24 protein-coding genes and 1 tRNA gene are annotated in these 23,111 nt (G+C 60.8%); 15 read left to right on the top strand and 10 right to left on the bottom strand.

The genetic code is table 11. The features are described 5' to 3' along the window. Positions 1-73 precede the first annotated feature (73 nt). Together glnA and C8N42_RS07175 are read right to left on the bottom strand one after the other, a co-directional pair. The gene (gene glnA / locus C8N42_RS07180; RefSeq protein ID WP_107815861.1) at positions 74-1,480 is read right to left on the bottom strand and encodes a type I glutamate--ammonia ligase; all 1,407 of its coding nucleotides are present in this window, start codon (positions 1,478-1,480) and stop codon (positions 74-76) included. An 89-nt stretch (positions 1,481-1,569) separates the two neighbouring features. Further along, the gene (locus tag C8N42_RS07175) at positions 1,570-1,908 is read right to left on the bottom strand and encodes a P-II family nitrogen regulator (protein WP_066708988.1); all 339 of its coding nucleotides are present in this window, start codon (positions 1,906-1,908) and stop codon (positions 1,570-1,572) included. Positions 1,909-2,169: 261 nt separating this feature from the next. Here C8N42_RS07175 and C8N42_RS07170 point away from each other — a divergent pair, with 261 nt between their 5' ends. Beyond that, positions 2,170-3,789, top strand: coding sequence for an NAD(P)H-hydrate dehydratase (locus C8N42_RS07170; RefSeq protein WP_107815860.1), 1,620 nt, complete (start codon positions 2,170-2,172; stop codon positions 3,787-3,789). Between the two features lie 78 nt (positions 3,790-3,867). Here C8N42_RS07170 and C8N42_RS07165 read toward each other — a convergent pair whose 3' ends face one another. After that, the gene (locus tag C8N42_RS07165; RefSeq protein WP_107815859.1) at positions 3,868-4,188 is read right to left on the bottom strand and encodes a Hint domain-containing protein; all 321 of its coding nucleotides are present in this window, start codon (positions 4,186-4,188) and stop codon (positions 3,868-3,870) included. 144 nt (positions 4,189-4,332) lie between these two features. Between C8N42_RS07165 and C8N42_RS07160 the strand changes: the two genes are divergently transcribed. Together C8N42_RS07160 and mnmH are read left to right on the top strand one after the other, a co-directional pair. Beyond that, positions 4,333-4,416 (top strand) — tRNA-Leu (locus C8N42_RS07160). Positions 4,417-4,612: 196 nt separating this feature from the next. Beyond that, the gene (gene mnmH / locus C8N42_RS07155; RefSeq protein WP_107815858.1) at positions 4,613-5,662 is read left to right on the top strand and encodes a tRNA 2-selenouridine(34) synthase MnmH; all 1,050 of its coding nucleotides are present in this window, start codon (positions 4,613-4,615) and stop codon (positions 5,660-5,662) included. Here the strand turns inward: mnmH and selD are convergent, their stop codons facing one another. Continuing rightward, positions 5,663-7,843: a selenide, water dikinase SelD gene (gene selD, locus C8N42_RS07150; RefSeq protein ID WP_107815857.1), complete on the bottom strand. Its 2,181-nt coding sequence runs from the start codon at positions 7,841-7,843 to the stop codon at positions 5,663-5,665. A 142-nt stretch (positions 7,844-7,985) separates the two neighbouring features. On the opposite strand from selD, the gene C8N42_RS07145 reads away from it, so the two are divergent. After that, positions 7,986-9,236, top strand: coding sequence for a glycerate kinase type-2 family protein (locus tag C8N42_RS07145; RefSeq protein WP_107815856.1), 1,251 nt, complete (start codon positions 7,986-7,988; stop codon positions 9,234-9,236). A 3-nt stretch (positions 9,237-9,239) separates the two neighbouring features. Here C8N42_RS07145 and C8N42_RS07140 read toward each other — a convergent pair whose 3' ends face one another. The 4 genes from C8N42_RS07140 to C8N42_RS07125 all read right to left on the bottom strand — a co-directional run bounded on the left by C8N42_RS07140 (position 9,240) and on the right by C8N42_RS07125 (position 11,684). Continuing rightward, a complete protein-coding gene (locus tag C8N42_RS07140; RefSeq protein ID WP_107815855.1) occupies positions 9,240-10,283 on the bottom strand; it encodes a YeeE/YedE family protein in 1,044 nt (347 codons plus the stop codon). Between the two features lie 70 nt (positions 10,284-10,353). Further along, positions 10,354-10,686 carry an ArsR/SmtB family transcription factor gene (locus tag C8N42_RS07135; protein WP_107816016.1) on the bottom strand — a complete coding sequence of 111 codons (333 nt, stop codon included), beginning with the start codon at positions 10,684-10,686 and terminating at the stop codon, positions 10,354-10,356. 73 nt (positions 10,687-10,759) lie between these two features. Then, positions 10,760-11,260, bottom strand: coding sequence for a GlcG/HbpS family heme-binding protein (locus C8N42_RS07130; RefSeq protein WP_107815854.1), 501 nt, complete (start codon positions 11,258-11,260; stop codon positions 10,760-10,762). Positions 11,261-11,282: 22 nt separating this feature from the next. Next, the gene (locus tag C8N42_RS07125) at positions 11,283-11,684 is read right to left on the bottom strand and encodes a thioredoxin family protein (protein ID WP_211309153.1); all 402 of its coding nucleotides are present in this window, start codon (positions 11,682-11,684) and stop codon (positions 11,283-11,285) included. A gap of 133 nt (positions 11,685-11,817) precedes the next feature. Between C8N42_RS07125 and C8N42_RS07120 the strand changes: the two genes are divergently transcribed. The 11 genes from C8N42_RS07120 (at position 11,818) to C8N42_RS07070 (ending at position 21,044) form a co-directional block, all read left to right on the top strand. After that, a complete protein-coding gene (locus tag C8N42_RS07120) occupies positions 11,818-12,573 on the top strand; it encodes a cytochrome c biogenesis CcdA family protein (protein ID WP_107815852.1) in 756 nt (251 codons plus the stop codon). 3 nt (positions 12,574-12,576) lie between these two features. Beyond that, positions 12,577-13,173: a thioredoxin family protein gene (locus tag C8N42_RS07115; protein WP_107815851.1), complete on the top strand. Its 597-nt coding sequence runs from the start codon at positions 12,577-12,579 to the stop codon at positions 13,171-13,173. A gap of 160 nt (positions 13,174-13,333) precedes the next feature. Next, positions 13,334-13,822 carry a sulfur oxidation c-type cytochrome SoxX gene (gene soxX / locus C8N42_RS07110; protein ID WP_107815850.1) on the top strand — a complete coding sequence of 163 codons (489 nt, stop codon included), beginning with the start codon at positions 13,334-13,336 and terminating at the stop codon, positions 13,820-13,822. Positions 13,823-13,862: 40 nt separating this feature from the next. Next, on the top strand, positions 13,863-14,279 hold the full coding sequence (gene soxY, locus C8N42_RS07105; protein ID WP_107815849.1) for a thiosulfate oxidation carrier protein SoxY: 417 nt from the start codon (positions 13,863-13,865) through the stop codon (positions 14,277-14,279). 27 nt (positions 14,280-14,306) lie between these two features. Continuing rightward, the gene (gene soxZ, locus C8N42_RS07100) at positions 14,307-14,636 is read left to right on the top strand and encodes a thiosulfate oxidation carrier complex protein SoxZ (RefSeq protein ID WP_107815848.1); all 330 of its coding nucleotides are present in this window, start codon (positions 14,307-14,309) and stop codon (positions 14,634-14,636) included. Positions 14,637-14,700: 64 nt separating this feature from the next. Next, on the top strand, positions 14,701-15,567 hold the full coding sequence (gene soxA, locus C8N42_RS07095) for a sulfur oxidation c-type cytochrome SoxA (RefSeq protein ID WP_425430517.1): 867 nt from the start codon (positions 14,701-14,703) through the stop codon (positions 15,565-15,567). Positions 15,568-15,677: 110 nt separating this feature from the next. Further along, complete coding sequence (gene soxB / locus C8N42_RS07090; protein ID WP_107815846.1) at positions 15,678-17,375, top strand: thiosulfohydrolase SoxB; 1,698 nt, start codon at positions 15,678-15,680, stop codon at positions 17,373-17,375. Positions 17,376-17,433: 58 nt separating this feature from the next. Continuing rightward, the gene (gene soxC, locus C8N42_RS07085) at positions 17,434-18,723 is read left to right on the top strand and encodes a sulfite dehydrogenase (RefSeq protein ID WP_107815845.1); all 1,290 of its coding nucleotides are present in this window, start codon (positions 17,434-17,436) and stop codon (positions 18,721-18,723) included. Further along, positions 18,704-19,810: a c-type cytochrome gene (locus C8N42_RS07080; protein ID WP_107815844.1), complete on the top strand. Its 1,107-nt coding sequence runs from the start codon at positions 18,704-18,706 to the stop codon at positions 19,808-19,810. Before soxC ends, C8N42_RS07080 begins: the two co-directional genes overlap by 20 nt. Positions 19,811-19,922: 112 nt before the next feature. Beyond that, positions 19,923-20,354, top strand: coding sequence for a DUF302 domain-containing protein (locus C8N42_RS07075; protein ID WP_107816015.1), 432 nt, complete (start codon positions 19,923-19,925; stop codon positions 20,352-20,354). Between the two features lie 33 nt (positions 20,355-20,387). Continuing rightward, the gene (locus tag C8N42_RS07070) at positions 20,388-21,044 is read left to right on the top strand and encodes a Crp/Fnr family transcriptional regulator (protein WP_107815843.1); all 657 of its coding nucleotides are present in this window, start codon (positions 20,388-20,390) and stop codon (positions 21,042-21,044) included. Positions 21,045-21,047: 3 nt separating this feature from the next. Here C8N42_RS07070 and C8N42_RS07065 read toward each other — a convergent pair whose 3' ends face one another. Both C8N42_RS07065 and C8N42_RS07060 read right to left on the bottom strand, forming a co-directional pair. Next, entirely contained in the window at positions 21,048-21,245 is a 198-nt protein-coding gene (locus C8N42_RS07065) for a YgaP family membrane protein (protein WP_107815842.1), read from the bottom strand. Between the two features lie 310 nt (positions 21,246-21,555). Then, positions 21,556-23,055 carry a CoA-acylating methylmalonate-semialdehyde dehydrogenase gene (locus C8N42_RS07060; RefSeq protein ID WP_107815841.1) on the bottom strand — a complete coding sequence of 500 codons (1,500 nt, stop codon included), beginning with the start codon at positions 23,053-23,055 and terminating at the stop codon, positions 21,556-21,558. Between the last annotated feature and the right edge of the window lie 56 nt (positions 23,056-23,111).

Genomic DNA, 23,111 nt, shown 5'->3' with positions numbered 1-23,111 from the left:
AACCTGAACACCGCCCAAAAGAAAAGGGCCCCCGAGAGGGAGCCCTTTCTTGGTCTGAAAACCGATGTCCCGCTTAGCAGGAGTAGTACATTTCGTACTCGACCGGGTGCGGGGTGTGTTCGAAGGCGTAAACCTCTTCCCATTTGAGGTCGATGTAACCCTCGATCTGGCTCTTGGTGAACACGTCGCCAGCGAGCAGGAAGTCCATGTCTTTTTCCAGCTCTTCGAGCGCCTCACGCAGCGAGCCGCAGACGGTCGGGATTTCGGCCAGTTCTTCCGGCGGCAGATCGTAGAGGTCCTTGTCGGACGAGGGGCCCGGGTCGATCTTGTTCTTGATGCCGTCGAGGCCAGCCATCAGCAGGGCCGCGAAGCACAGGTACGGGTTCGAAGACGGGTCGGGGAAGCGGGCTTCCACACGTTTCGCTTTCGGGGATTCCGCCCACGGAATACGTACGCAGCCAGAGCGGTTGCGAGCGGAGTAGGCGCGCAGCACCGGAGCCTCAAAGCCCGGGATCAGGCGTTTGTAGGAGTTGGTGGACGGGTTGGTGAAGGCGTTGAGCGCTTTCGCGTGCTTCAGGATGCCGCCGATGAACCACAGGGCTTCGTCGGAGAGGTCGGCGTATTTGTCGCCGGCGAACAGCGGCTTGCCGTCTTTCCAGATCGACATGTTCACGTGCATGCCCGAGCCGTTGTCGCCTTTGATCGGCTTCGGCATGAAGGTGGCGGAGCGGCCATAGGCCAGAGCCACGTTGTGGATCACGTATTTGTATTTTTGCAGGTTATCGGCTTGTTCGGTGAGCGTGCTGAAGATCATGCCAAGCTCGTGCTGCGACGTCGCCACCTCGTGGTGGTGCTTGTCGACCTTCATGCCCATGTTGGCCATGGTGGTGAGCATCTCGCCGCGGATGTCCTGACCGTCGTCGGAGGGGTTCACCGGGAAGTAACCGCCCTTGTAGCCCGGACGGTGACCGAGGTTGCCCATTTCGAATTCCGCGTCGGTGTTCCAGGCGGCGCCATCGGCGTCGATCTCGTAACCCACTTTGTTCGGGGCGACGGAGTAGCGCACATCGTCGAACAGGAAGAATTCAGCTTCCGGACCGCAGTAGAATGTGTCGCCGATGCCGGAGGATTTCAGGTAGGCTTCGGCGCGTTGCGCACAGCCGCGCGGATCGCGGTCGTAGGATTCGCCAGTGTCCGGCTCGACCACGGTGCAGTGCACACAGAGTGTTTTCTCGGCGTAGAACGGGTCGATGTAGGCGCTTGCCGGATCGGGGATCAGTTTCATGTCGGACTGGTCGATGGACTTCCAGCCAGCGATGGAAGAGCCATCGAACATGAAGCCTTCCTCGAAGAAGTCTTCGTCCACTTCGGTGTGGCGCAGCGTCACGTGCTGCAGCTTACCGCGCGGGTCGGTAAAACGGACGTCGACGTACTGGACGTCTTCGTCTTTCATGGTCTTGAGAACGTCTTGGATGCTCATAATTCGACCTTATCCCTTTGGTTGAGTTATTGCGTTTGTGGCGAAAGGCGCACGCCCGGGTCCCCCTGCGACGCGCCCGGCGCCCTCCCTTACAGCGCGTCTTCGCCAGACTCGCCAGTGCGGATGCGGATTGCCTGTTCGACAGGCGAGACGAAAATCTTGCCGTCGCCGATCTTGTCGGTCTTGGCAGCGGTCACGATCGCCTCAATGGCGCCGTCGACCTGATCGTCGGAGAGGACGACCTCGATTTTCACTTTCGGCAGGAAGTCCACCACATATTCCGCGCCGCGGTACAGCTCCGTATGGCCTTTCTGGCGTCCGAACCCTTTGACCTCGACCACGGAGAGACCCTGAACGCCGATCTCTTGCAGCGCCTCTTTCACTTCGTCGAGCTTGAAGGGCTTGATCACAGCTTCGATCTTTTTCATGGATCTTCGACTCCCTAAACTTCGTTCGCTGACTGTCAGACCATTTCTCTTATGCGGTCACAATCGACTAACCTGAGGGGGCGTAAAACGCCCACAGGATTCGCATATGCATGCACAGTATTTGAGCTATGCGACCTTAAAAAGGGCATTTTGTAAACTTTTGAGGCAAAACATGGCAGAATTACTGACCAGTGCACAAATGCGCGCCATTCATCCAGCGTCTTCAGACGCGGTCGCAACAGTTGAACGGAGGTCAAAGCGATGACCGAACTCCTTACATCCGCACAAATGCGCACCATTGAACAGGCGGCGATTGCCAGCGGCAAGGTCACCGGGCTCGAACTGATGGAACGGGCGGGGCAGGGCGTTGTCGAGGCGGTTTTCGAAGAATGGCCGGAGCTTGCACAGTCGTCCCACAAAGCCGTCGTGCTCTGCGGTCCCGGCAATAACGGCGGCGACGGCTTCGTCATTGCCCGCCTCCTGAGGCAACGCGGCTGGGCGGTGGAGGTGTTTCTCTATGGTGATCCCGCAAAGCTCCCGCCGGATGCAAAGGTGAATTATGAGCGGTGGGGGGCGGGGGGCGGCCATGTTCACCGAGACTGGGAGACGATTTACAAGGCTGAGCAGGCATTGCGATTACACATGCTCGGCGCGTCGATTACTGTGGATGCGCTTTTCGGCACCGGGCTCACCCGCCCCCTTGGCACGCTTCATAACGAATTGTGGCACGCGTTTGATCTCGACACTGGGCCGATACACAGATTGGTCAGTGTCGATCTTCCCTCGGGATTGTGCGGCGACAGTGGACGCCTTCTCGGGATGGAGAAGTTTGCGGTGCAAAGCGAGGCCAAAGGTGTGGCGCCTTCCGCGCTCGCCGCAACGCTGACAGTGACATTTCATTGCAGAAAGGTAGGGCATGTCCTGGCGCAGGGACCGATCATGTGCGGAAAGGTCGTGACCAAGGATATCGGGCTTTCATCCGGCCCGAAGTTGCCATCTGTGGTAACGATCCTCCCGAAAGGATGCGTTTTCGACGTTCAGGCGCCATTCTCAGGATGTATCGCGAAGGGAACGGGGCATAAATACACCCATGGCCACGCCCTGATCCTCTCCGGTCTCTCTGGCAAAACCGGTGCCGCCCGTCTCGCGGCGCGTGCGGCCCTGCGTGTCGGCGCGGGGCTCGTCACCCTCGGCACGCCGCATGAGGCCGTCACCGAAGTCTCCGCCCAGATCACCGCCATCATGTTGACCGAGATCGACGCGCCGGAAATTCTAACCCGTGTGCTCTCTGACAAACGTCTCAACGCGCTCTGCATCGGCCCCGGCTTTGGGGTCGAACGGGCAGGGGAATTCCTGCCGCATGTGCTTGCCGCGAAACGCGCCACCGTGCTCGACGCCGATGCGCTCGCGGCGCTTGCGGAAAGTGAGACGGGTTTCGCCGATCTCCATGAGAACTGTGTTCTCACGCCCCATGCAGGCGAATTCAAACGCCTCTTTCCCGACATTGCCGCCAAACTCGCCGAGCCGCCCACCAAAGGCCCCGCCTATAGTAAAGTGGACGCCACGCGCGAGGCCGCCAAACGCGCTGGCTGCACGGTGCTGTTCAAAGGTCCGGATACGGTCATCGCTTCGCCAAACGGGCGCTGTTCCATCAATGCCGCTGTCTATGAGCGCGCTGCACCATGGCTTGCGACCGCCGGTTCTGGCGATGTCCTCGCGGGGCTGATCACGGGTCTTATGGCGCGCGGCTTTGCGCCCCACCATGCAGCGGAGACGGCCGCATGGCTCCATGTGGAGGCGGCTCGCAGTTTCGGTCCCGGCCTGATCGCCGAGGATCTTCCCGAAGAACTGCCGAAGGTCTTCCGCGCGCTCGGGGCATGATCTTCATTGCAGGGCTAATACCCAAAACAAAAGCCGCCTCCGGAAGGGCGGCTTTTCCATTTGGTATGCGCCCAAAAATCAGGCAGGGAACGGCAATCCCGTCTCGCTCATCAGCATCAGCCCGTCGGCATAGATGATTTCTTCGCGCTCGAAGGTCAGTTTGAACCGTTTCGGTGCGGGTGTGTCGATGCCCAGAAGTGTACGCATCCCCGACCGCGTGACCACCCGGTCGCCCGGTTCGAGATATTCGACCGGCAGGATGCCATCGGCGGTTATCACCTCGGTGCCAAGGGGCAAACCCTTGTCATAATTGGGGAAAATGTCATGCACGTGGAGCCGTTTCGACGGAGCACGCCCGTCGCCCTGCTCATGATCGTGCCCGCTGCCTTTATAGGTCATGTCAGGGCCTCTGGATGTCTCTGCCTCAGATGCTCATGAGAATAGGTTAATTTTGTGTTAACGGACAGGATTTTTTGCCGCCTCGCCTGTGAACGCGATTGGCTCTTTTCCTTGTGTTGCGCTTTTGTTATCTGCTGCGACAATGCGGGTGTGGCGGAATTGGTAGACGCACCAGATTTAGGTTCTGGCGCCTTTGGCGTGGGGGTTCGAGTCCCTTCACCCGCACCATTTGCAAGTTGAAAGTTCCCAAAATACTCGAATTGGTCGTGCAGTTTCGCGCAGCATCACAAAGGTTGCACCAAGGGTCGCAATCGTAATTTTTCTGCGGGCTTCGTTGAGGTGGAGCTCCCGGTCTGCAATCGGATCTTTCTGGGCGATGCGAAAGCCCTCTGTTCCCCTCATAAAACGGGCGCTACAAAGGCCTATGAGCATCGCTTTTTCTTCCGTCCGAGCCTTTCTCGATGCGCCGTTCGACACGGTGATCGACGTGCGTGCGCCATCCGAGTTTGTCGAGGACCATGTGCCGGGCGCGATCAACCTGCCGGTGCTTTCCGATGCCGAGCGGGCACGGGTCGGCACGGTCTACAAACAGCAATCGCCCTTTCTCGCGCGCAAGATCGGTGCGGCTCTGGTCGCGCGTAATGCCGCCAATCACATCGAGGGGCCATTGGCGGAGAAGGAGGGGGGCTGGCGACCGCTGGTCTATTGCTGGCGGGGCGGGCAGCGCTCGAATTCCTTTGCCACCATCCTGCGCCAGATTGGCTGGCGGGTCGAGGTGGTCGAGGGCGGCTACAAGAACTGGCGCAAAGCCGTAATCGGCATGTTGCATGAGGCACCGCTGCCGCATCGGTTCGTGCTGATCGACGGGAATACGGGCACGGCGAAGACCGATCTTTTGCACCGGGTGGCGGCGCGCGGCGCGCAGGTGCTCGATCTCGAAGGGCTGGCCAATCATCGCGGGTCGATCTTTGGCGGGATGGGAGAACAGCCGGCGCAGAAAGGGTTCGAGAGCCGTTTGGCCGCTGCGCTGGCCAAGCTCGATCCCGCGACGCCCGTGCTGGTCGAGGCGGAAAGCTCACGGATCGGCGATCTGTCTGTGCCGCCCTCGCTCTGGACCGCCATGTGCGCCGCGCCGCGCATCGACGTGACCGCGCAATTGAGCGCCCGGGCACGCTATCTCTCGGAGGCCTATGCCGATCTCGTGGAAGATGTGTCTCTCATGGAAACGCGCCTCGATCAACTTATCCCGCTGCAAGGCCATGCGCGTGTCGAAGCCTGGCGGAAGATGGCGGCGAAGGGGGATTTCGTCGATCTCGCGGGGGCGCTCATGGCGCTGCATTACGATCCGCGTTACGAGAAATCCCGTGCCCGCCATGCGCCCAAAGTGCTGGAACGGTTCGATCTTTGTGACATGAGCGAAAGTGCGCGCGAGGATGCGGCGGGCCGGATCGCGCGTTTTCTGGCCGAGCTCTGATCAGGCCTCGACGGTCAGGCGCACCGGCCCTTCGGTGATCTCGCCGATGAGTGCGGCCTCATAGCCCGCCGCGCGTAGGGCGATGAGGCATTTCTCCGCTCGTATCGACGACAGACAGGCCAGAAGCCCGCCCGCCGTCTGCGGATCGAACAAGAGATCCGCACGCGCGCCTTCCGGTCCCTGATATTCTGCCGCATAGGCCCGGTTTGCCGGGTAGATCGTCGAACGCATCCCCGCCGCCGATTGATCCAACGCGCCGGGCAGCAGGGGCACATCGTCCAGCCGGATCGTGGCGCCAACCTCGGAAGCGCGGCAGATGCCCAGAAGATGTCCGGCCAGTCCGAAACCGGTCACATCGGTCATTGCATGCGCATTGCCGAGAATCTGTGCCGCCTCGCCGGAGCTTTTCACCATCGAGGCATAGGCGGCTTCCATGTCACGCCCGTTGGCCTTCATCTCCATTTCGGCGGCCAGCATCACCCCGGTGCCCAGAGGTTTCGTCAGGACGATCTGATCGCCGGGACGCGCGCCCTTCAAGGTGATCGGTTGGTCCAGAAGTCCGGTGACGCTGAAACCCACGGAGAATTCCGTTCCCATCGCGGTATGCCCGCCGATGATTTCCGCACCTTCTGCGGTGAACACGTCGCGCGCGGCCTGCATGATCTCCGACAGCCAGCCTTCCTGCAACGCGCTGCTCATCTTCGGCAGGGTGACGGTCATCAAAGCGGCCTGTGGACTGGCCCCCATGGCCCAGACATCGCCGAGCGCATGGATGGCGGTGATCCGCGTCATCAGGACAGGATCCTCGACAAAGGCACGCAGGTGATCGACGGAGGCCACCTGCCAGGTGTCGCCATGGGTCAGAAGCGCCGCGTCATCGCCCGCCAGATGCAGCACGTCGCGCCGCTCCACGCCCGGCTGTTCGCTCAGAACCCGGTGCAGGATATCGCCGCCTACTTTGGCGCCGCAGGCCCCGCACATCGGTTTCTTGCCGAGGGCCTCATCGCGCAGACCTTCGGCCATCTGCGCGGGCAGGGCGGGAGGCGTCATTGCGGGCAGATCCTTGAGTTTGCGCATGAATTTGCGGTCGATCCGATCCTTCCAACGCCACATCAGCGGACCGGAAGTCACGAGACCCGCCTTGTCCGCCAGCGCGGATTTTCCGCCCAGAGAAATCAGCTTGAGATAGTCCTTTTGCGGGAGATAGCTGCGCAATGTCGCATTGGTGCCATCGCTCAGGCAGGCCCGCAGGTTGTCGAACAGCACGGGGGCCTCGCGCACCGCGTAAACCCCCGCCTTGGGGCGTGGATCGTGCGAGAGATGCGCGCAGTCGCCTGCGGCAAAGATGCGCGGGTCGGAGGATTGCAGCGTCGGACCGACGGAGACGAAGCCGTCGTGCAGATCAAGCCCCGTGTCCGCGAGCCAGCCATAAGGCCGCGCGCCTGCCGCCCCGAGGGTGAAGCAACTGCCGAGTGTGCTGCCGTCGCTGAAGGTGACACGATCAGCCTCGACGCGGATGACCTGCGTCTGTGGCCGCAGTGTGACGCGCAGGCGTGCGAGCGTTTCGAGCAGGCGGTGACGGGTCGGCGCGCGCATTTCGGAGAGAATCTCCCCCCGGTCGATCAGGGTGATCTCCATCTGCGGCAGATCGCCCAGCCGGTACGCCATGGCGGCGGCCAGTTCCGCCCCTGCAACGCCGCCGCCGATCACCGCCATCTGCGGCGGAACCTCGCCCCGGCGCGCGGCGGTCTGAAACGCGTCCCATTGGGTTGCAAAGCGTTCGAGCGGCTTGGCTGCCACGCCGTGATCGGCAAACCCGTCGAGTTCAGGCATGGCGGAGGTGATGCCGATGTCGATGGAGGCGGTATCGTAGCGGATCGGCGGGTGGTTTTCGATATGCACCAGACGGTTGTCCTGGTCGATCCCAGTCGCGCGTCCCAAAAGCACACGTGCACCGGCAAAGCGGGCCAGCCGCACCAGATCGAGCTCCAGTTCCGCACGTTCGTAATGCCCGGCCACAAAACCGGGCAACATGCCGGAATAGGCCGCGACCGCTCCCGGATTGATCACCGTCACGCGCACGCCGGGCAGCGGTTTCATGCCCCAGCGCTTCAGGATCAGCGCATGGCTGTGTCCGCCACCGATCAGGACCAGCTCTCGGGTGAGGGGAAACTCATGCATCTGTCGGCTCCTGTGGGGTCCATCTCCGGGCGGGGTCTCACGGCGCGCCTGTCCCCACCAAACCTGACGTGAAACCTGACGCGAAGCGCGCGGCTTGGCAAGGGCGCTGGACGTCGCTTGGGCAACATGCCAACATCCGGCCATGACGAATGATCCTTCTCAAATCAAAGAGCTGCGTGCGCGAGCACGTGAGATTTTCCTCGAAGGCGTGGCGGCCGCCGATCCCGGTCATGCGGTCGAGGCGGCGCTTGCGGGCCGGTCGTTTAGGGACCCGATCATCATTGCGGTGGGCAAGGCGGCGCGGACCATGGCCGAGGCGGCGATGCGCCATGTGGCGGCCCGGACCGTGATCGTGGTGACCAATTACGAAAACGCCCGCCCGCTCAAAGGCGCCGAAGTGCTTGCCGCAGGTCATCCCGTGCCCGATGCCGAGGGCGCGAAGGCCGCGCTCCGTGTCGAGGAGGTGTTGTCGCACGCAACCGGCGATGTTTTGGCGCTGATTTCTGGTGGTGGCTCCGCGCTTTTGCCCGCGCCGGTGGCAGGGGTTTCGCTCGAAGACAAGGCGGAAGTCAACCGGCTGCTGCTGGCCTCCGGGGCCGATATCGTGACGATGAACCTCGTGCGCCAACAGCTTTCAAGGCTCAAGGGCGGTGGGTTGCTCCGGGCGGCGGCCCCCGCGAAAGTGACGGCGCTTTTGCTGTCCGATGTGGTCTCCGACGATCTGCGGGCGATTGCTTCCGGGCCGACGGTTTCGCCCATCGGAACGCGCGAAGAGGCGGCTCAGGTGTTGCGCGATCTCGGGCTTTGGGACCGGCTGCCGCCGTCGGTTTCCGCTTATCTGTCGTTGCCGCAACCCGATCTCGGCCCCTTGCCGGACAGCGTCTCGACGCTGATCGGGTCCAATAAAATATCGGTCGCGGCGATGGCGCGTGCAGCCGGGGGCGGGGCCACGCATGGCGTGCATGTTTTCCCGATGCCACTTGAGGGTGATGTCGCGCAAGCGGCACAGATCATTGTGGATTGTGCCAAGGGTTCCGGCGAGCGCGGGGTGTTCCTGTTCGGTGGAGAAACCACGGTGCGGCTCACGGGCGACGGTTTGGGCGGGCGCAATCAGGAACTGGCGCTGCGGGTGGCGCTTCTGGCTGATGAAGCGGGGCTCACGGATTACGTGTTCCTCTCGGGCGGCACCGACGGGCGCGACGGGCCGACGGACGCGGCGGGCGGGATCGTCGATCCCGGCACGCTCGGGCGAATGCGTGCGGCGGGACAGGACCCCGAGGATGTGCTTGCCCGGAACGACAGCTATCACGGGCTGAAGGCCGCAAATGATCTGTTGCAGATCGGTGCAACGGGGACGAATGTCGCCGATCTTCAGGTGTTGATCCTCGGTTGAGTTTTAACGCACGAAGGAAAACCCGTAGATCAACTGGCGCAGGCCCAAAGCGGCGCCTGCGACGATGGAAGCGATGGTCACGGGGGCGGAATAGGCCAGAAGCGAGAAGGCCGAAAGCCCTTGTCCGACGGTACAGCCAAAGGCCACCACCGCCCCCACGCCCATCAGGGCCGCGCCGAGAATCTGCCGTTTCAACTCGCGCGGGTCTTCGCAGGCCTCCCAGCGGAAGTGGCCCTTGATCAACGAGCCGATGGCGGCCCCTGCAAGCACGCCGATCACCGAGCCGACGCCGAAACCGGGCGAGGAGGCCGAAGAGGTCATCAGATAAAACAGCGTGTCGCCGATCGGTGCGGCGAATGTGTGTGAGGAGATCGGTTCGGCCTCGAACGTGGAGATGGAAAGCCAGGACGTGCCCGCCCAGCCCGAGACGATGGCCAGCCCAACGGCCACCCCCCAGAGAATGAGTTTCGGCTTGGTGAGAAACGCGCGCGAGGAAAGCGAGAACGCAAGCAGGACGATCCCGGCGACGATCCCGGTGGGCACGATCGGAAGGCCGAGACCATGCGCGAAGCCGGGCAGGGGACCTTCTGCGGGCATGGGGGGGAAGAGCGTCACGCGCAGATGCGCCAGAGGTCCGTTCAATGTTACGTAAGTGGTCAGCCCCATGACCAGCACGATGACGAAATTGCGCAGATCGCCACCGCCGAGACGCGCCAGCGCGCCAAAGCCGCAATTGCCCGCCAGCGCCATGCCATAACCGAACAGGACCCCGCCGCCGATGGAGGCGAGCGGATACCATTTCAGGCCGAGATAAGGGGTTTGTGCGGGATCGAACAGGCCGAGGCCGATGAGGGTGAAAGTGCCGAGAAGGGCCATGCCCAGAGCCACGCCCCATTGTCGCGCGCGCAGATCGGACCCCTGATAAAGCGCATCCTCGATGGCACCCATGGAGCAGAACCGCCCGAGACGGGCGGCAAGGCCAAGGATCAGGCCGCCGAACAAACCGATCAGGGCCGCAAGCAGCCCCGGTTCCACCATGTCGAGCATGTTTCCTCCCTATGCCCGGTCGTAATGCCCGATATGTTCGGTTGTGTCGAAGATCGCCCGCTTCTGCGCGTCAGCGCACGTCTTTCCTGGGGCCGCCGTCGACCGAACAGAACATGTCGTAGATCACTTCGAGAATGCGTTTGGGTCGGTCGTCCGTCAGGGAATAGTAGATCGCCTTACCCTCGCGGCGCGGCGTCACCAGACCTTCGAGACGCAGCCGGGCGAGCTGTTGGCTCACCGCAGCCTGTCGTGCCGAGAGCAACTCTTCGAGTTCGGTGACGGATTTCTCGCCGGTTACCAGATGACACAGGATCATCAGGCGCCCCTCATGCGACAGGGCTTTCAAAAGCTGCGACGCGTCGCAGGCGCTCGACATCATCACATCCATGTCCTCGTCGGACATGTTTTCCGTGATGACTGGCAAAGGCGAATTCACTTTGTCCACCTCATGTGTCCTCGAAGAGTTGTTTGGTCCTTTAAAACGCGATGTCGTCCATGATGGCGTCGATGCCGGCCTGAGCGCATTGCGCATCGAGGTCGGGACCTGGGGCGCCGGAGACACCGATGCCGGCCACTATAGACCCTGAGGCTTCAATCACAAGACCGCCGCCGAGTGCAAGCGGCTCGGAAAGCTCGCGAATACCCGCCATCATCTCGCCCGGTGCGGTCAATTCGCCGAGGCTCAGCGTATCGGTACGGAAGGAAACGGCGGTCCAGGCCTTGCGCCGCGCGGTTTCGAAGACGTGCAGCCCGGCATAGCGGTCGCGTATGAAAGCCTGTGGCAGGCCGAAGCGATCGACCACCATGACGCCGACCTGATAGCCCGCCTCACGACAGCTTTCCATCGCGGCGACGGCGGCTCTTTGGGCCACTTCGGGTTTCAGGACCTGAAAGGTCACGAAAGCGCCCTCGTCTTGCGCCAGCGCGGGTGCGGCCAAAAGACTGGCGCACAAGGTTATGATTTTAAAAGGTTTCATTTTTTCCTCCCTGAGTGTGATATCAGTTTCCGGTGCGGCTCCCCTCCACCTCCGGTTGTGTTTCCGGCGGCGCGAAATCGGAGTGATCGCGCAGCAGCATCGTGAGCATGGTCCAGAAGATTTCGTCGCCCGCGTAGCCCTCGATTCGGCCCTGCTCGACGCCTTCGTCGACCAGAATGAAGGTCGGTGTAAAGATTACCGGCCCCTTGAAGTCGAGATTTTCGGGGCGCGGTGCGCGCAGGTCCACGCGACGCAGGGGCGCATAGTCGCCCTCGGGCGTCTTCGGATAAATCGGTGCGATTTCCGCGTTCCAGCGCGCGCAATAGGCGCAGCCATCCTGCTCCACCATCACCAGTTCCATGGCGGCGGTGGGAAGAATCAGTCCGAGAGAAAGGGCGGCGGATGCCAAAATTCTTGTCAACATATGTATACCGATTGACGGGTGCGACATATTCAACCTAATTTGAATATGTGAATGACACAAGTCGCGGATCAACCGCGATGCGGGGTTGAGGAGCCTCGTCCGGTTCAGCCGGCATTCGCATTGGGAGGATTATATGCTCGACGTGACGTTTTTATCGGCCCTTCTGGGCGGGCTTGTGGTGTTTTTCTCACCCTGCATCCTGCCCATCGTGCCATTCTACCTGTCCTACATGGCCGGAACCTCGATGGCGGAGATCAATGCCGAGGGCGAACTGGCACCGGGGGCGCGCAAACGCGCGGTGATTTCTTCGGTGATGTTCTCTCTCGGGATTATCACGGTCTTCGTCCTGCTCGGGGCAGCGGCGTTTTCGCTCAGTCAGGCGTTTCGCAGTCATCAGGACTGGTTTCGCATCGGCTCGGCCGCGCTGGTGTTCATCCTTGGGCTGCATTTCCTTGGCGTGATCCGCATCGGTTTTCTCAACCGCCAGTTCCAGATGCAGGCGGGGGACACGGCCAACATGAATGTCTGGTCTTCCTATCTCGTGGGCCTCGCTTTCGCCGCCGGGTGGACGCCATGTGTCGGCGGCGTGCTGGTGGGTGTGGTGATGCTCGCCTCAAACGAGGCCACCGCCCTGCGCGGTCTGATGATGATGGTGGTCTTCGGCATCGGCATGACCGCGCCCTTCGTGGTGGCCGCCTTCTTCATCAAGCCCTTCCTGAAATTCGCCGCCAAATTCCGCCGCCACCTGCCGAAGGTGGAAAAGCTGATGGGAGTGTTCCTGATTCTCTTCGCGGTGCTGATCGTCACCAATTCGGTGAACGTGATCGCTGCCTGGATGATCGAAACCTTTCCCTCTTTCTCCAAGATCGGATCCAACGGGAGCCTCTAAACCATGTTCAAGATCGCACGACGTACCCTTCTTTCGCTGACGCTTGCCGCCGCCGCTTTTCCCGCTTTGGCGGTGGAAATGGGCGATGACGGGCTGCACAAGACGCCGTGGCAACGCGACACTTTCAAGGACCTGCGCGAGGACCTTGCCGAGGCCAATGCCGAGGGCAAACGGCTTGTGGTGATGGTGGAGCAGCGCGGCTGTATCTACTGCAAGAAAATGCACGAAGAGGTTTACCCGGACCCGGAGATCACCCGGATGATCGAGGACAATTTCTTCGTCATCCAGATCAACATGTTCGGCGATGTCGAGGTGACCGACTTCGATGGCGAAACATTGCCGGAAAAGGACATGGTGCAGAAGTGGGGTGTTCTCTTCACGCCGACGAATCTGTATTTTCCCGAAGAGGTGGCGGAGGGTGTCTCCGCCAAGGACGCAGCGGTCTCTACCGTGCCCGGTGCCTTCGGCAAACTGACCACCTATAACATGATGCAATGGGTGCTCGATCACGGCTACGAGGGCGACGAGCCTTTTCAGAAATACCATGCGCGTCAAGTGGTTCTGCAGCAGGAGCAGGGCAAGCTAAAGGTAAGTGACTGATACGCCTTAGGGCGTTTCGGTTCCGGTTTGCGGATGCACATGCAGCAAAATTCACTTTTTTGAATTTGTTGCTTGCGTTGCGACAAATTGGCACGCTACGGTATGCAGAACGAACAACGCAGATATGCGGAATACGAAGCACAGTCTTTAGGGAGGAGACATGAAACGCATCGCAATCAGCCTCGCCGCGCTTACGCTCGGTGCCGTTGCGGCCCCGTTGGGTGCACTGGCGGAGATCGCACCCGGTGACGTCCAGTTTGACGATTACGGCGCAGTCGAAACCTCGCTGACCGGTTCTTCCGGAAACGCGGATGAAGGTCGCAAGATCATGACGGAAAAGTCCTTGGGCAACTGCGTTTCCTGCCATGCGGCGGAGGCCTATGCCGACGTGCCGTTCCACGGCGAGGTCGGTCCCTGGCTTGACGGCGCGGGTTCCCGCTGGACCGAAGCCGAACTGCGCGGTCTGGTGATCAACCCGAAGAAGACTTTCGAAGGGACGGTGATGCCGGCCTTCTACAAGGTCGATGGCTTCAACCGTCCGGGTGACGCCTACACCGGCAAGGCCGCGCCTGCCGATCTGCCGCCGATTCTTTCGGCCGAGCAGGTCGAGGATGTGGTCGCCTATCTCATGACGCTGAAAGACGAGTGATCGTCCGAAAGCTTTTCCAATCTCTAACGAGGAGCAAACCATGAATCTCACACGACGTGACGCAATGGCTCTCGGCCTCGGCGCGACGGCAGCGGCCCTGCTGCCCTTCCGCGCCGTGGCGGCAGCCGATGACGCCATCGCCGCTTTCACCGGGGGCGCCGAAGCTGGCGAGGGTGGCATCACCCTGACCGCCCCGGAAATCGCCGAGAACGGCAACACCGTTCCGATCACCGTCGACGCGCCGGGCGCGGAAACCATCGCGGTTTTCGCCACCGGCAACCCGACCCCGGAAGTGGCGGCCTTTACCTTCGGCCCGCTCGCCGGCTCGCAAATGGCCTCCACCCGTATCCGTCTCGCCGGCACGCAGGACGTGGTTGCGATTGCGAAAATGGCGGACGGTTCTTTCGTCAAGACCTCTGCGACCGTGAAGGTCACCATTGGCGGCTGCGGCGGCTAAGCGAAGACATTTTTCAGGAGAAAACCCATGGCATCTGGTGTCAAACCCCGCGTTAAAGTCCCCAAATCCGCATCTGCCGGTGAAGTCATCGCCATCAAGACGCTGATCTCGCACCCGATGGAGTCGGGCCAGCGCAAGGACAGCGACGGCAACGTGATCCCGCGGTCGATCATCAACCGCTTCACCTGTGAGTTCAATGGCCAGTCCGTGATTGACGTGACGCTGGAACCGTCGATCTCGACCAACCCTTATATCGAATTCGAAGCCACCGTGCCCGAGGCCGGTGAGTTCAAATTCACCTGGTATGACGACGACGGCTCCGTCTACGAGGACGCAAAGGCGATCGAAATCGCCTGACCAAGGTCGCGGGCGTCCCTTTGGGGGCGCCTGCCAACCCCAGGGAGGAGAGAAACGCATGAAAATGAAGAACACGCTTCGCACCGTTTGCACCGTTCGCACTGTGGCGGCTCTGACCGCTCTGGTGCTCGCGGCCCCGGCCTTTGCCGATGAGGATGCGGAACTGGTGATCAACGGCGAGATCGAGATTGTCACCAAGACGACGGCACCGGCGCATCTGGAAGGACATCTTGACGAGATATTGTCCGGTTGGCGCTTCCGCTCCGACGAAACCCAGGCGATGGAGATGGACGATTTCGACAACCCCGGCATGCTGGGCGCCGAGGCAGGGTTCGAGCAGTTTGAAACCGTGATGGGCTCCGAGGGCAAATCCTGCATGGATTGTCATGACGGGGTGGAGAGCCTCGCCAATGTGCGCCCGACCTATCCGAAATGGAACGACGACAAGGAAGCGGTCTACACCATCCAGATGCAGATCAACGACTGTCTGACCGAACGGATGGGCGCGGAGAAGCAGAAATACGATAGCAAGACCATGCTGAACTTCGAGGCGGCCTTGGCCTCCGTGTCGCGCGGTATGCCGGTGAATGTGGCCATCGACGGTCCGGCCCAGTCGACTTGGGAGCAGGGTAAGGAGATGTATTACACCCGCTTCGGTCAGCTCGATCTGTCCTGTGCCAACTGCCATGAGCAGAATTACGGCAATATGATCCGTGCCGACCACCTGTCGCAGGGTCAGATCAACGGCTTCCCGACCTATCGCCTGAAAAACGCGCAGCTCAATGGGGCGCATGGCCGCTTCAAGGGCTGTATTCGCGACACGCGGGGGGAGACCTTCTCTCCGGGCTCGCCGGAGTTCGTGGCGCTGGAGCTTTATGTGGCGTCCCGTGGCAACGGCCTGTCCGTCGAAGGGCCGTCCGTCCGCAACTGATCTTTGAAGCCCCGCCGGCAGGGTCCGTGCGGGGCTTTCTCCCTCTCGATATATTCAAATTTACGCATAATTCCTGAGCGGTTTTGTGCGACATCTACGGAGCGACACACATGATTTCACGTCGTGACTTCCTTCAGGTCTCCATGGCCGCTTCCGCCCTTTACGGGGCGTCCGGGTTCGGCAACTGGGCGCGCCTTGCGGCCCAGCAAAGCCTGACGCAGGATCAGCTTCTGGAGTTCGACACCTTCGGCAACGTCTCCCTGATCCATGTCACCGACATTCACGCCCAACTCAAACCGATCTATTTCCGCGAGCCGGAGATCAACCTCGGCGTGGGCGAGAACAAGGGCTCGGTGCCGCATGTCACAGGCGCGGATTTCCGCAAGCTTTACGGCATCGAGGACAATTCGCCCTCGGCCTATGCGCTGACCTATAACGATTTTTCCGCTTTGGGCAAAGCCTATGGCAAGGTCGGCGGCCTCGACCGTGTGGCGACCGTGATCAACTCGATCCGCGCCGCGCGTCCCGATGCGCTTTTGCTCGATGGCGGCGACACATGGCATGGCTCCTACACCTGCTACCACACCGAGGGGCAGGATATGGTCAACGTGATGAACGCGCTCAAACCCGATGCGATGACCTTCCACTGGGAGTTTACGCTGGGCTCCGAACGCGTGCGCGAAGTGGTGGCCGATCTGCCCTTTGCGGCGCTGGGCGCCAACATCTTCGACGCGGAATGGGACGAACCGGCGGAGGATTTCGAGCCTTACAAATTCTTCGAACGTGGCGGCGTGAAGATCGCCGTCATCGGTCAGGCCTTCCCCTATATGCCCATCGCCAACCCCGGCTGGATGTTCCCGGAATACTCCTTTGGCATTCGCACCGAGCGGATGCAGGAAGTGGTGGACGAGGTTCGCGGCATGGGTGCGGAGCTTGTCGTGCTGCTGTCGCACAACGGGTTCGACGTGGACAAGAAAATGGCGAGCCTCGTGAAGGGTATCGACGTCGTGCTCTCCGGGCACACCCATGACGCGCTGCCGGAGCCGGTTCTGGTCGGTGAGACGATCATCATCGCGTCGGGATCGAACGGCAAATTCATCTCCCGCGTTGATCTGGATGTGCGCGACGGGCGCATGATGGGCTTCCGTCATAAACTCATCCCGATCTTCTCCGACGTGATCGAGCCGGACAAAGCGGTCTCCACGCTGATCGACGAACAACGAGCGCCCTATGAAGACGCAATGTCCGAGGTGATCGGCGAGACCGATAGCGTGCTCTACCGTCGCGGCAATTTCAACGGCACCTGGGACGATCTAATCTGTGACGCGCTTCTGAGTGAGCGTGAAGCCGATATCGCCATGTCGCCGGGCGTGCGTTGGGGGCCGTCGCTGCTTCCGGGCGACAAGATTACCCGCGAGGACATCTGGAACGCCACTTCCATGACCTATGGCAAGGCCTACCGCTCCGAGATGACCGGCGAGTTCATCCATACGATCATGGAAGACGTGGCCGACAACATCTTCAACCCCGATCCCTATTACCAGCAGGGCGGCGACATGGTGCGCATGGGGGGCCTTGGCTACCGCATCGACATCACCAAGCCGCAGGGCGAGCGGATTTCGGAGCTGACGCTTCTGAAAACCGGTGAGCAACTGGATCCGGCGAAAAACTACGTTGTCGCGGGCTGGGCCTCCGTCAACGAGGGCACCGAAGGGCCGCAGATCTGGGACGTGGTGGAAAGCCATATCCGCAAACAAGGCGTGGTTCATGTCGAACCGAACACCTCCGTCAAGGTGGTGGGTGCCTGAAACTCGAACAGGGGCCGAAAGCGGCCCGCAACGCACAATCATGAGGGAGACACGAGAGATGAGTGATACCCAAAACGGCCAGAACCGTGGGGCGAGCCGGCGCGCGTTCCTGCGCGGCGCGGCGGCCACCGGGGTCGGACTGGCCGCGAGCAAAGCCGCCGCCGAAGGGTCCGATCCGCTGATCACCGAGAAACAGGAGTGGGCCATCTACACTGGAGCGGGTGTCGATGAGACGCCCTACGGCCTGCCGATCAAATATGAGGGCGATGTCATTCGCCGCAACGTGCCGTGGCTGACGGCGGACCCGATTTCCTCGATCAACTTCACGCCGATCCATGCGCTTGATGGAACGATCACGCCGCAGGGGTGCGCTTTCGAGCGTCACCACTCCGGCGCGATCGAGCTGAAGAAAGAAGATTACCGCCTGATGATCAACGGTCTGGTGGACCAGCCGCTTGTGTTCACCTACGAGGATCTCGAACGCTTCCCGCGGGTGAACCGCACTTTCTTCCTCGAATGCGCGGCCAACACCGGGATGGAATGGGCGGGGGCGCAATTGAACGGCGCACAATTCACCCATGGCATGATTCACAACATGGAATACACCGGCGTCACGCTGCGCACGCTTCTCGAAGAAGCGGGGCTCGGGGCTGCGGGCGATCTGTCGGACAAATGGGTTTATGTCGAAGGGGCGGATGCCTCCTCGAACGGACGCTCCATTCCGATGGAAAAGGCGCTCGACGACTGCATGATTGCCTTTAAGGCCAATGGCGAAGCACTGCGCATGGAGCATGGCTATCCGGTGCGCCTCGTGGTGCCGGGTTGGGAAGGCAACATGTGGGTGAAATGGCTACGCCGCATCGAAGTGACCGCGCAAGCCATTGAATCGCGTGAGGAAACCTCGAAATACACCGATACGCTGGCGGATGGCACCTCGCGCAAATGGACCTGGGTCATGGATGCGAAATCCGTGGTGACCTCACCCAGCCCGCAATCCCCGATCAAGCATGGCAAAGGCCCGCTGGTGATCACCGGGTTGGCTTGGTCCGGTCGTGGTGCGATCACCGGCGTCGATGTGTCCATCGACGGAGGCAAGACCTGGCAGAAAGCGCGTCTCGCAAATGAGGGCCAGTCGATGGCGCTCACGCGCTTCTATCTCGACACAACATGGAATGGTGAGGAGATGCTGCTGCAATCGCGTGCCCATGACGAAACGGGCTATGTTCAGCCGACCAAGGCACAGCTCAGAGAGGTGCGCGGCGAGAACTCCGTGTATCACAACAACTGCATTCAGACCTGGCATGTCAAAGCGAACGGGGAGGCGGAAAATGTCGAAGTTTCTTCCTAAACTGACCATCACCACCGCCCTTGTCGCGACCCTTGCGATGCCGGCTTTCGCGGAGAAACTCGGCCTTGGCCGGGCCGCCCTGCCGGAAGAAATCGCGGCCTGGAACCACGATATTTCTCCCAATGGCGAAGGCTTGCCCGTGGGCTCCGGGTCGGTCGAGGATGGCGAGATGATCTTTTCCGAGAACTGCGCCGTCTGTCATGGCGAGTTCGCGGAAGGTGTGGACAACTGGCCGAAACTGGCGGGCGGCGATGGCACGCTGGCGGACAAGGATCCGCTGAAAACCATCGGCTCTTATTGGCCGTATCTCTCGACCGTCTATGACTATGTCCGTCGCTCCATGCCTTTTGGGGCTGCGCAGACCATGTCGGATGACGATGTCTATGCGATTACCGCCTATCTGCTCTATTCTAATTACCTCGTGGACGACGATTTCGTGCTGTCGAACGAGAATTTCCTCGAAGTCGAGATGCCGAATGCCGGGGGATTCATCGTCGATGATCGACCGGAAACGGAATACACGATCTTCACCGAGGAAAACGCCTGTTACGAGAACTGCAAGGATACGGTGGAGATCACCAGACGGGCGACCGTACTCGATGTGACGCCGGAGGAAGAGGGCACGGAAACCGTGACCGAGGCGGCTGTCGTTGTCGAAGAAGCTGTCGAGGAACCTGTGGACACCCCGGCCGTCGAAGAGGCTGCACAAGAGCCGGTCGAAGCTCCGGCGGAAGAGGCGCCGGTCGTGGCGGCCATGTCGGTCGACCCGGAACTGGCCGCTCAGGGTGAGAAAGTGTTCAAGAAATGCGCGGCCTGTCACCAGGTGGGCGAGGGCGCCAAGAACAGGACCGGTCCGGTGCTCAATGGCGTGATCGGTGCCACCATCGCTCATGTCGGGGATTTCAAATATTCCAAGGATTTCACGGCTGCCCATGACGAGGGTTTCATCTGGACCATCGAAAATCTGACGGAATATCTGCACAAGCCGAAAGCCATGTTCCCGAAGACCAAGATGAGCTTTGCCGGGTTGAAAAAGGATGAGGAGATCGCCGCAGTGATCGAATATCTCAAATCCGCGTCCCAGTAAGATATCCTGTGCGAACAGGGGGGCGGCATCCGGACGTTGAATCTGGGTGTCGCCTTTTTTCCATGGTATCATTCGAGAAAAGGGAGGATTTCTCATGAACACCAAAGCATTGATGGCGCTTTTGGCGCTTGCGACCGGCCCGCTTCTGGTCAGTCCGGTTCTGGCCAATGATCAGGCGATCACTTTCGATTATGACGGCACATTCGAGGATGCGGCCTTCGCCGTCGAAGATGCGATCATCTCGAAAGGGCTGGTGATCGACTACCGCAGTCACACCGGCGACATGCTTGAGCGCACCCGCGCGGACGTCGGCTCCGACGTGAAGCTGTTCGAGGCGGCGGATGTGTTCCTGTTCTGCTCGGCCACCGTGTCGCGCGAGGTGATGGAGGCCGATCCGATGAACATCGTGCATTGTCCCTATTCAATTTTCGTGGCCGATCAGGCGGGTAAGGTCACCATCGGTTTCCGCGATTACCCCGAAGGTCCGATGCAGGCGGTCGAAGATTTGCTGACAGAGATTGTGGAAGAGGCCACGAGCTTTTAAATAAACCCCTTGAACCGTGAAAGGGGTGCCGAGATGGATTGGATCGACCGATTTTCCGGTCTGGCGACATTGGAACCGAAGGTGCGCGAGCGCCTTGTAAGTCAATCCCAGATCGTGCATCTGCCGGAAAACACGGTGCTTTTCGGGCCGGGGAAGAGCCCGGAGAACCTGCTTTTACTGCTCGACGGGACGGTGCGGGTGCAACAGACCACCGAGGGCGGGCGCGAGATCGTGCTCTATCGTGTGCATGCGGGCGAAAGCTGTGTGCTGACCACCGCCTGTCTTCTGGCCTATGAGGATTACAGCGCCGAGGGCATTGCCGAGACCGAGGTGGAGGCGGTTGCCATTCCGCGCCGGGTGTTCGACGATCTGGTGGCACGCTCCCAGAGTTTCCGCACTTTCGTGTTTTCCGCCTATTCCCGCCGCATCACCGATCTGTTCCATGTGATCGAGGAAATCGCTTTTCAAAAGGTCGACATCCGGCTGGCGCAGAAGCTTCTCGGTTTGTCGCGCGGGGCAGGGGAGTTGAAGGCGACGCATGCCCAACTGGCGGCGGAACTGGGTACGGCGCGGGAAGTGATTTCCCGCCAGCTTCAGGAGTTCCAGCGCCGCGGATGGGTCAAGACCGCCCGCGGCGTGGTGTATCTGACCGATCGCGAAGCGCTTGATGCGCTGGCGCATTCGGGGTGAGGATCATTTCTTGCAGGTGTTGATCCCGAAGATCGAGTAAAGCGGACAGCTGGACATAAGCCCGGTCACCAGCGGGATGATCCCGATCAGGTAAAGCCAGCGCAGCGAAGCTTCGGTGTTGACGAAAAAGCCGATGATCAGGGCAAGGCCGATCACGATGCGCAGGATGCGGTCAAGACTGCCGACGTTCTTTTTGAGCATGAAACTCTCCAGTGAGTTTTGGTTAACCTAGCCTTAGGCTACTGCGCGGCCTTGCGCCTGTCTGTAACAAACTCACATGCGTCATGTGGGCGACCGATTTGTCGCAGGGCATCCAGAGCATGTTGCGAACGGACAAAAGAAAAGCGGGTCTTCATCGAAAGACCCGCTTGAATGTTCGTTTTGTGAAAGCTGGAGTTTAAAGCGTTTCGAGTTTAACCTGATTTATCGCATAAAATCGAAACGCCCGCTCCGCTTGAACGTTGCGCAGCGTTTCTGCTCAAGCCTTGATTCAGGTTTAAGCAGAAACGCTTTAGTCCATCGCTTTGAAATTCAGCGCCACACCGTCCTTGATGCCGGAGAACCAGCGCGAGGTGACCTTTTTCGTCTTGGTGTAGAATTTGAACGCGTCCGGCCCGTACTGGTCGAGATCGCCGAAGGCCGATTTCTTCCAGCCGCCGAAGGAGTAGTAGGAGAGAGGCACCGGGATCGGGAAGTTGACGCCGACCATGCCGACATTCACCCGGTTGACGAAGTCCCGCGCGGTGTCGCCATCGGCGGTGTAGATCGCGGTGCCGTTGCCGTAATCGTTGTCGATGATGAGCTGAAGCGCCTCTTCGTAGGTTTCCATGCGAACCTGCGACAGGACCGGGCCGAAGATCTCTTCCTTGTAGATGTCCATGTCGGGCGTCACGTCATCGAACAGGGTCGGACCGACGAAATAGCCGTTATCATAGCCCTGAATTTTCATCCCGCGCCCGTCGGTAACAAGGGTGGCCCCCTGCTCGACGCCAGAGGAGATCAGGCTCTCGATGCGCTCTTTCGCTTGCGCGGTGATGACCGGGCCGTAATCGGTGTCATCGCCTGCGGTATAGGGCGCGACCTTGAGTTTCTCGATCTTGGGCACGAGTTTCTCGATCAGCTTGTCGGCGGTTTCCTTGCCGACCGGCACAGCGACCGAGACGGCCATGCAGCGTTCCCCCGCAGCCCCGAAGCCCGCGCCCACCAGCGCGTCGGCGGCCTTGTCGAGATCGGCGTCCGGCATGATGATCATGTGGTTTTTCGCGCCGCCGAAACATTGCGCCCGTTTGCCGTTGGTGGCCGCACGACCGTAGATATATTGCGCAATCGGGGTGGAGCCGACAAAGCCCACGGCCTGAATGGTGTCGTTGTCGAGGATCGCGTCGACTGCCTCCTTGTCGCCATGCACCACCTGCAACACGCCTGCGGGCACACCGGCCTCGGTGGCAAGCTCGGCGAGCATCAAGGAGGTCATCGGCGTGCGTTCGGAGGGCTTCAGGATCATGGCGTTCCCGGACACCAGCGCCGGGCCCATTTTCCAGAGCGGGATCATCGCCGGGAAGTTGAACGGTGTGATGCCCGCAACGACGCCAAGCGGCTGGCGGATGGCGTAAAGGTCGATGCCCGGTCCCGCATCGCCGGTGAATTCGCCCTTGAGCATCGCAGGCGCCCCCATGCAGACCTCGACCACTTCAAGACCACGCTGAATGTCACCCTTGGCGTCAGGGATGGTTTTGCCATGCTCGCGCGACAGGCACTCGGCAAGCTTGTCCATGTTGGCCTCGATCAATTGACCGAATTTCATCATCACACGGGCGCGGCGTTGCGGGTTGACCTTGGCCCACTCGATCTGTGCTTCGGCGGCTTTCGCGACGGCCTCGTTCAGTTCGGCGGGGGTGGCCAGCGGCACCTTGGCGATGGCTTCGCCGGTGGCGGGGTTGCGTACTTCGGAGAAACGGCCGGAGGTGCCGGCGACATATTCTCCGTTGATGTAGTGTTTCAGCTCTTCCATGGGATCCTCCAAATGACTTGCCGTAAAGTTAGTCTTGCGAAAATGTGTTCAAAAGA

Source organism: Celeribacter persicus, from assembly GCF_003050785.1.
Taxonomy (GTDB): domain Bacteria; phylum Pseudomonadota; class Alphaproteobacteria; order Rhodobacterales; family Rhodobacteraceae; genus Celeribacter; species Celeribacter persicus.
Note: the sequence above shows the minus strand (reverse complement) of the source record. Positions and strands in the feature narration are given on the sequence as shown.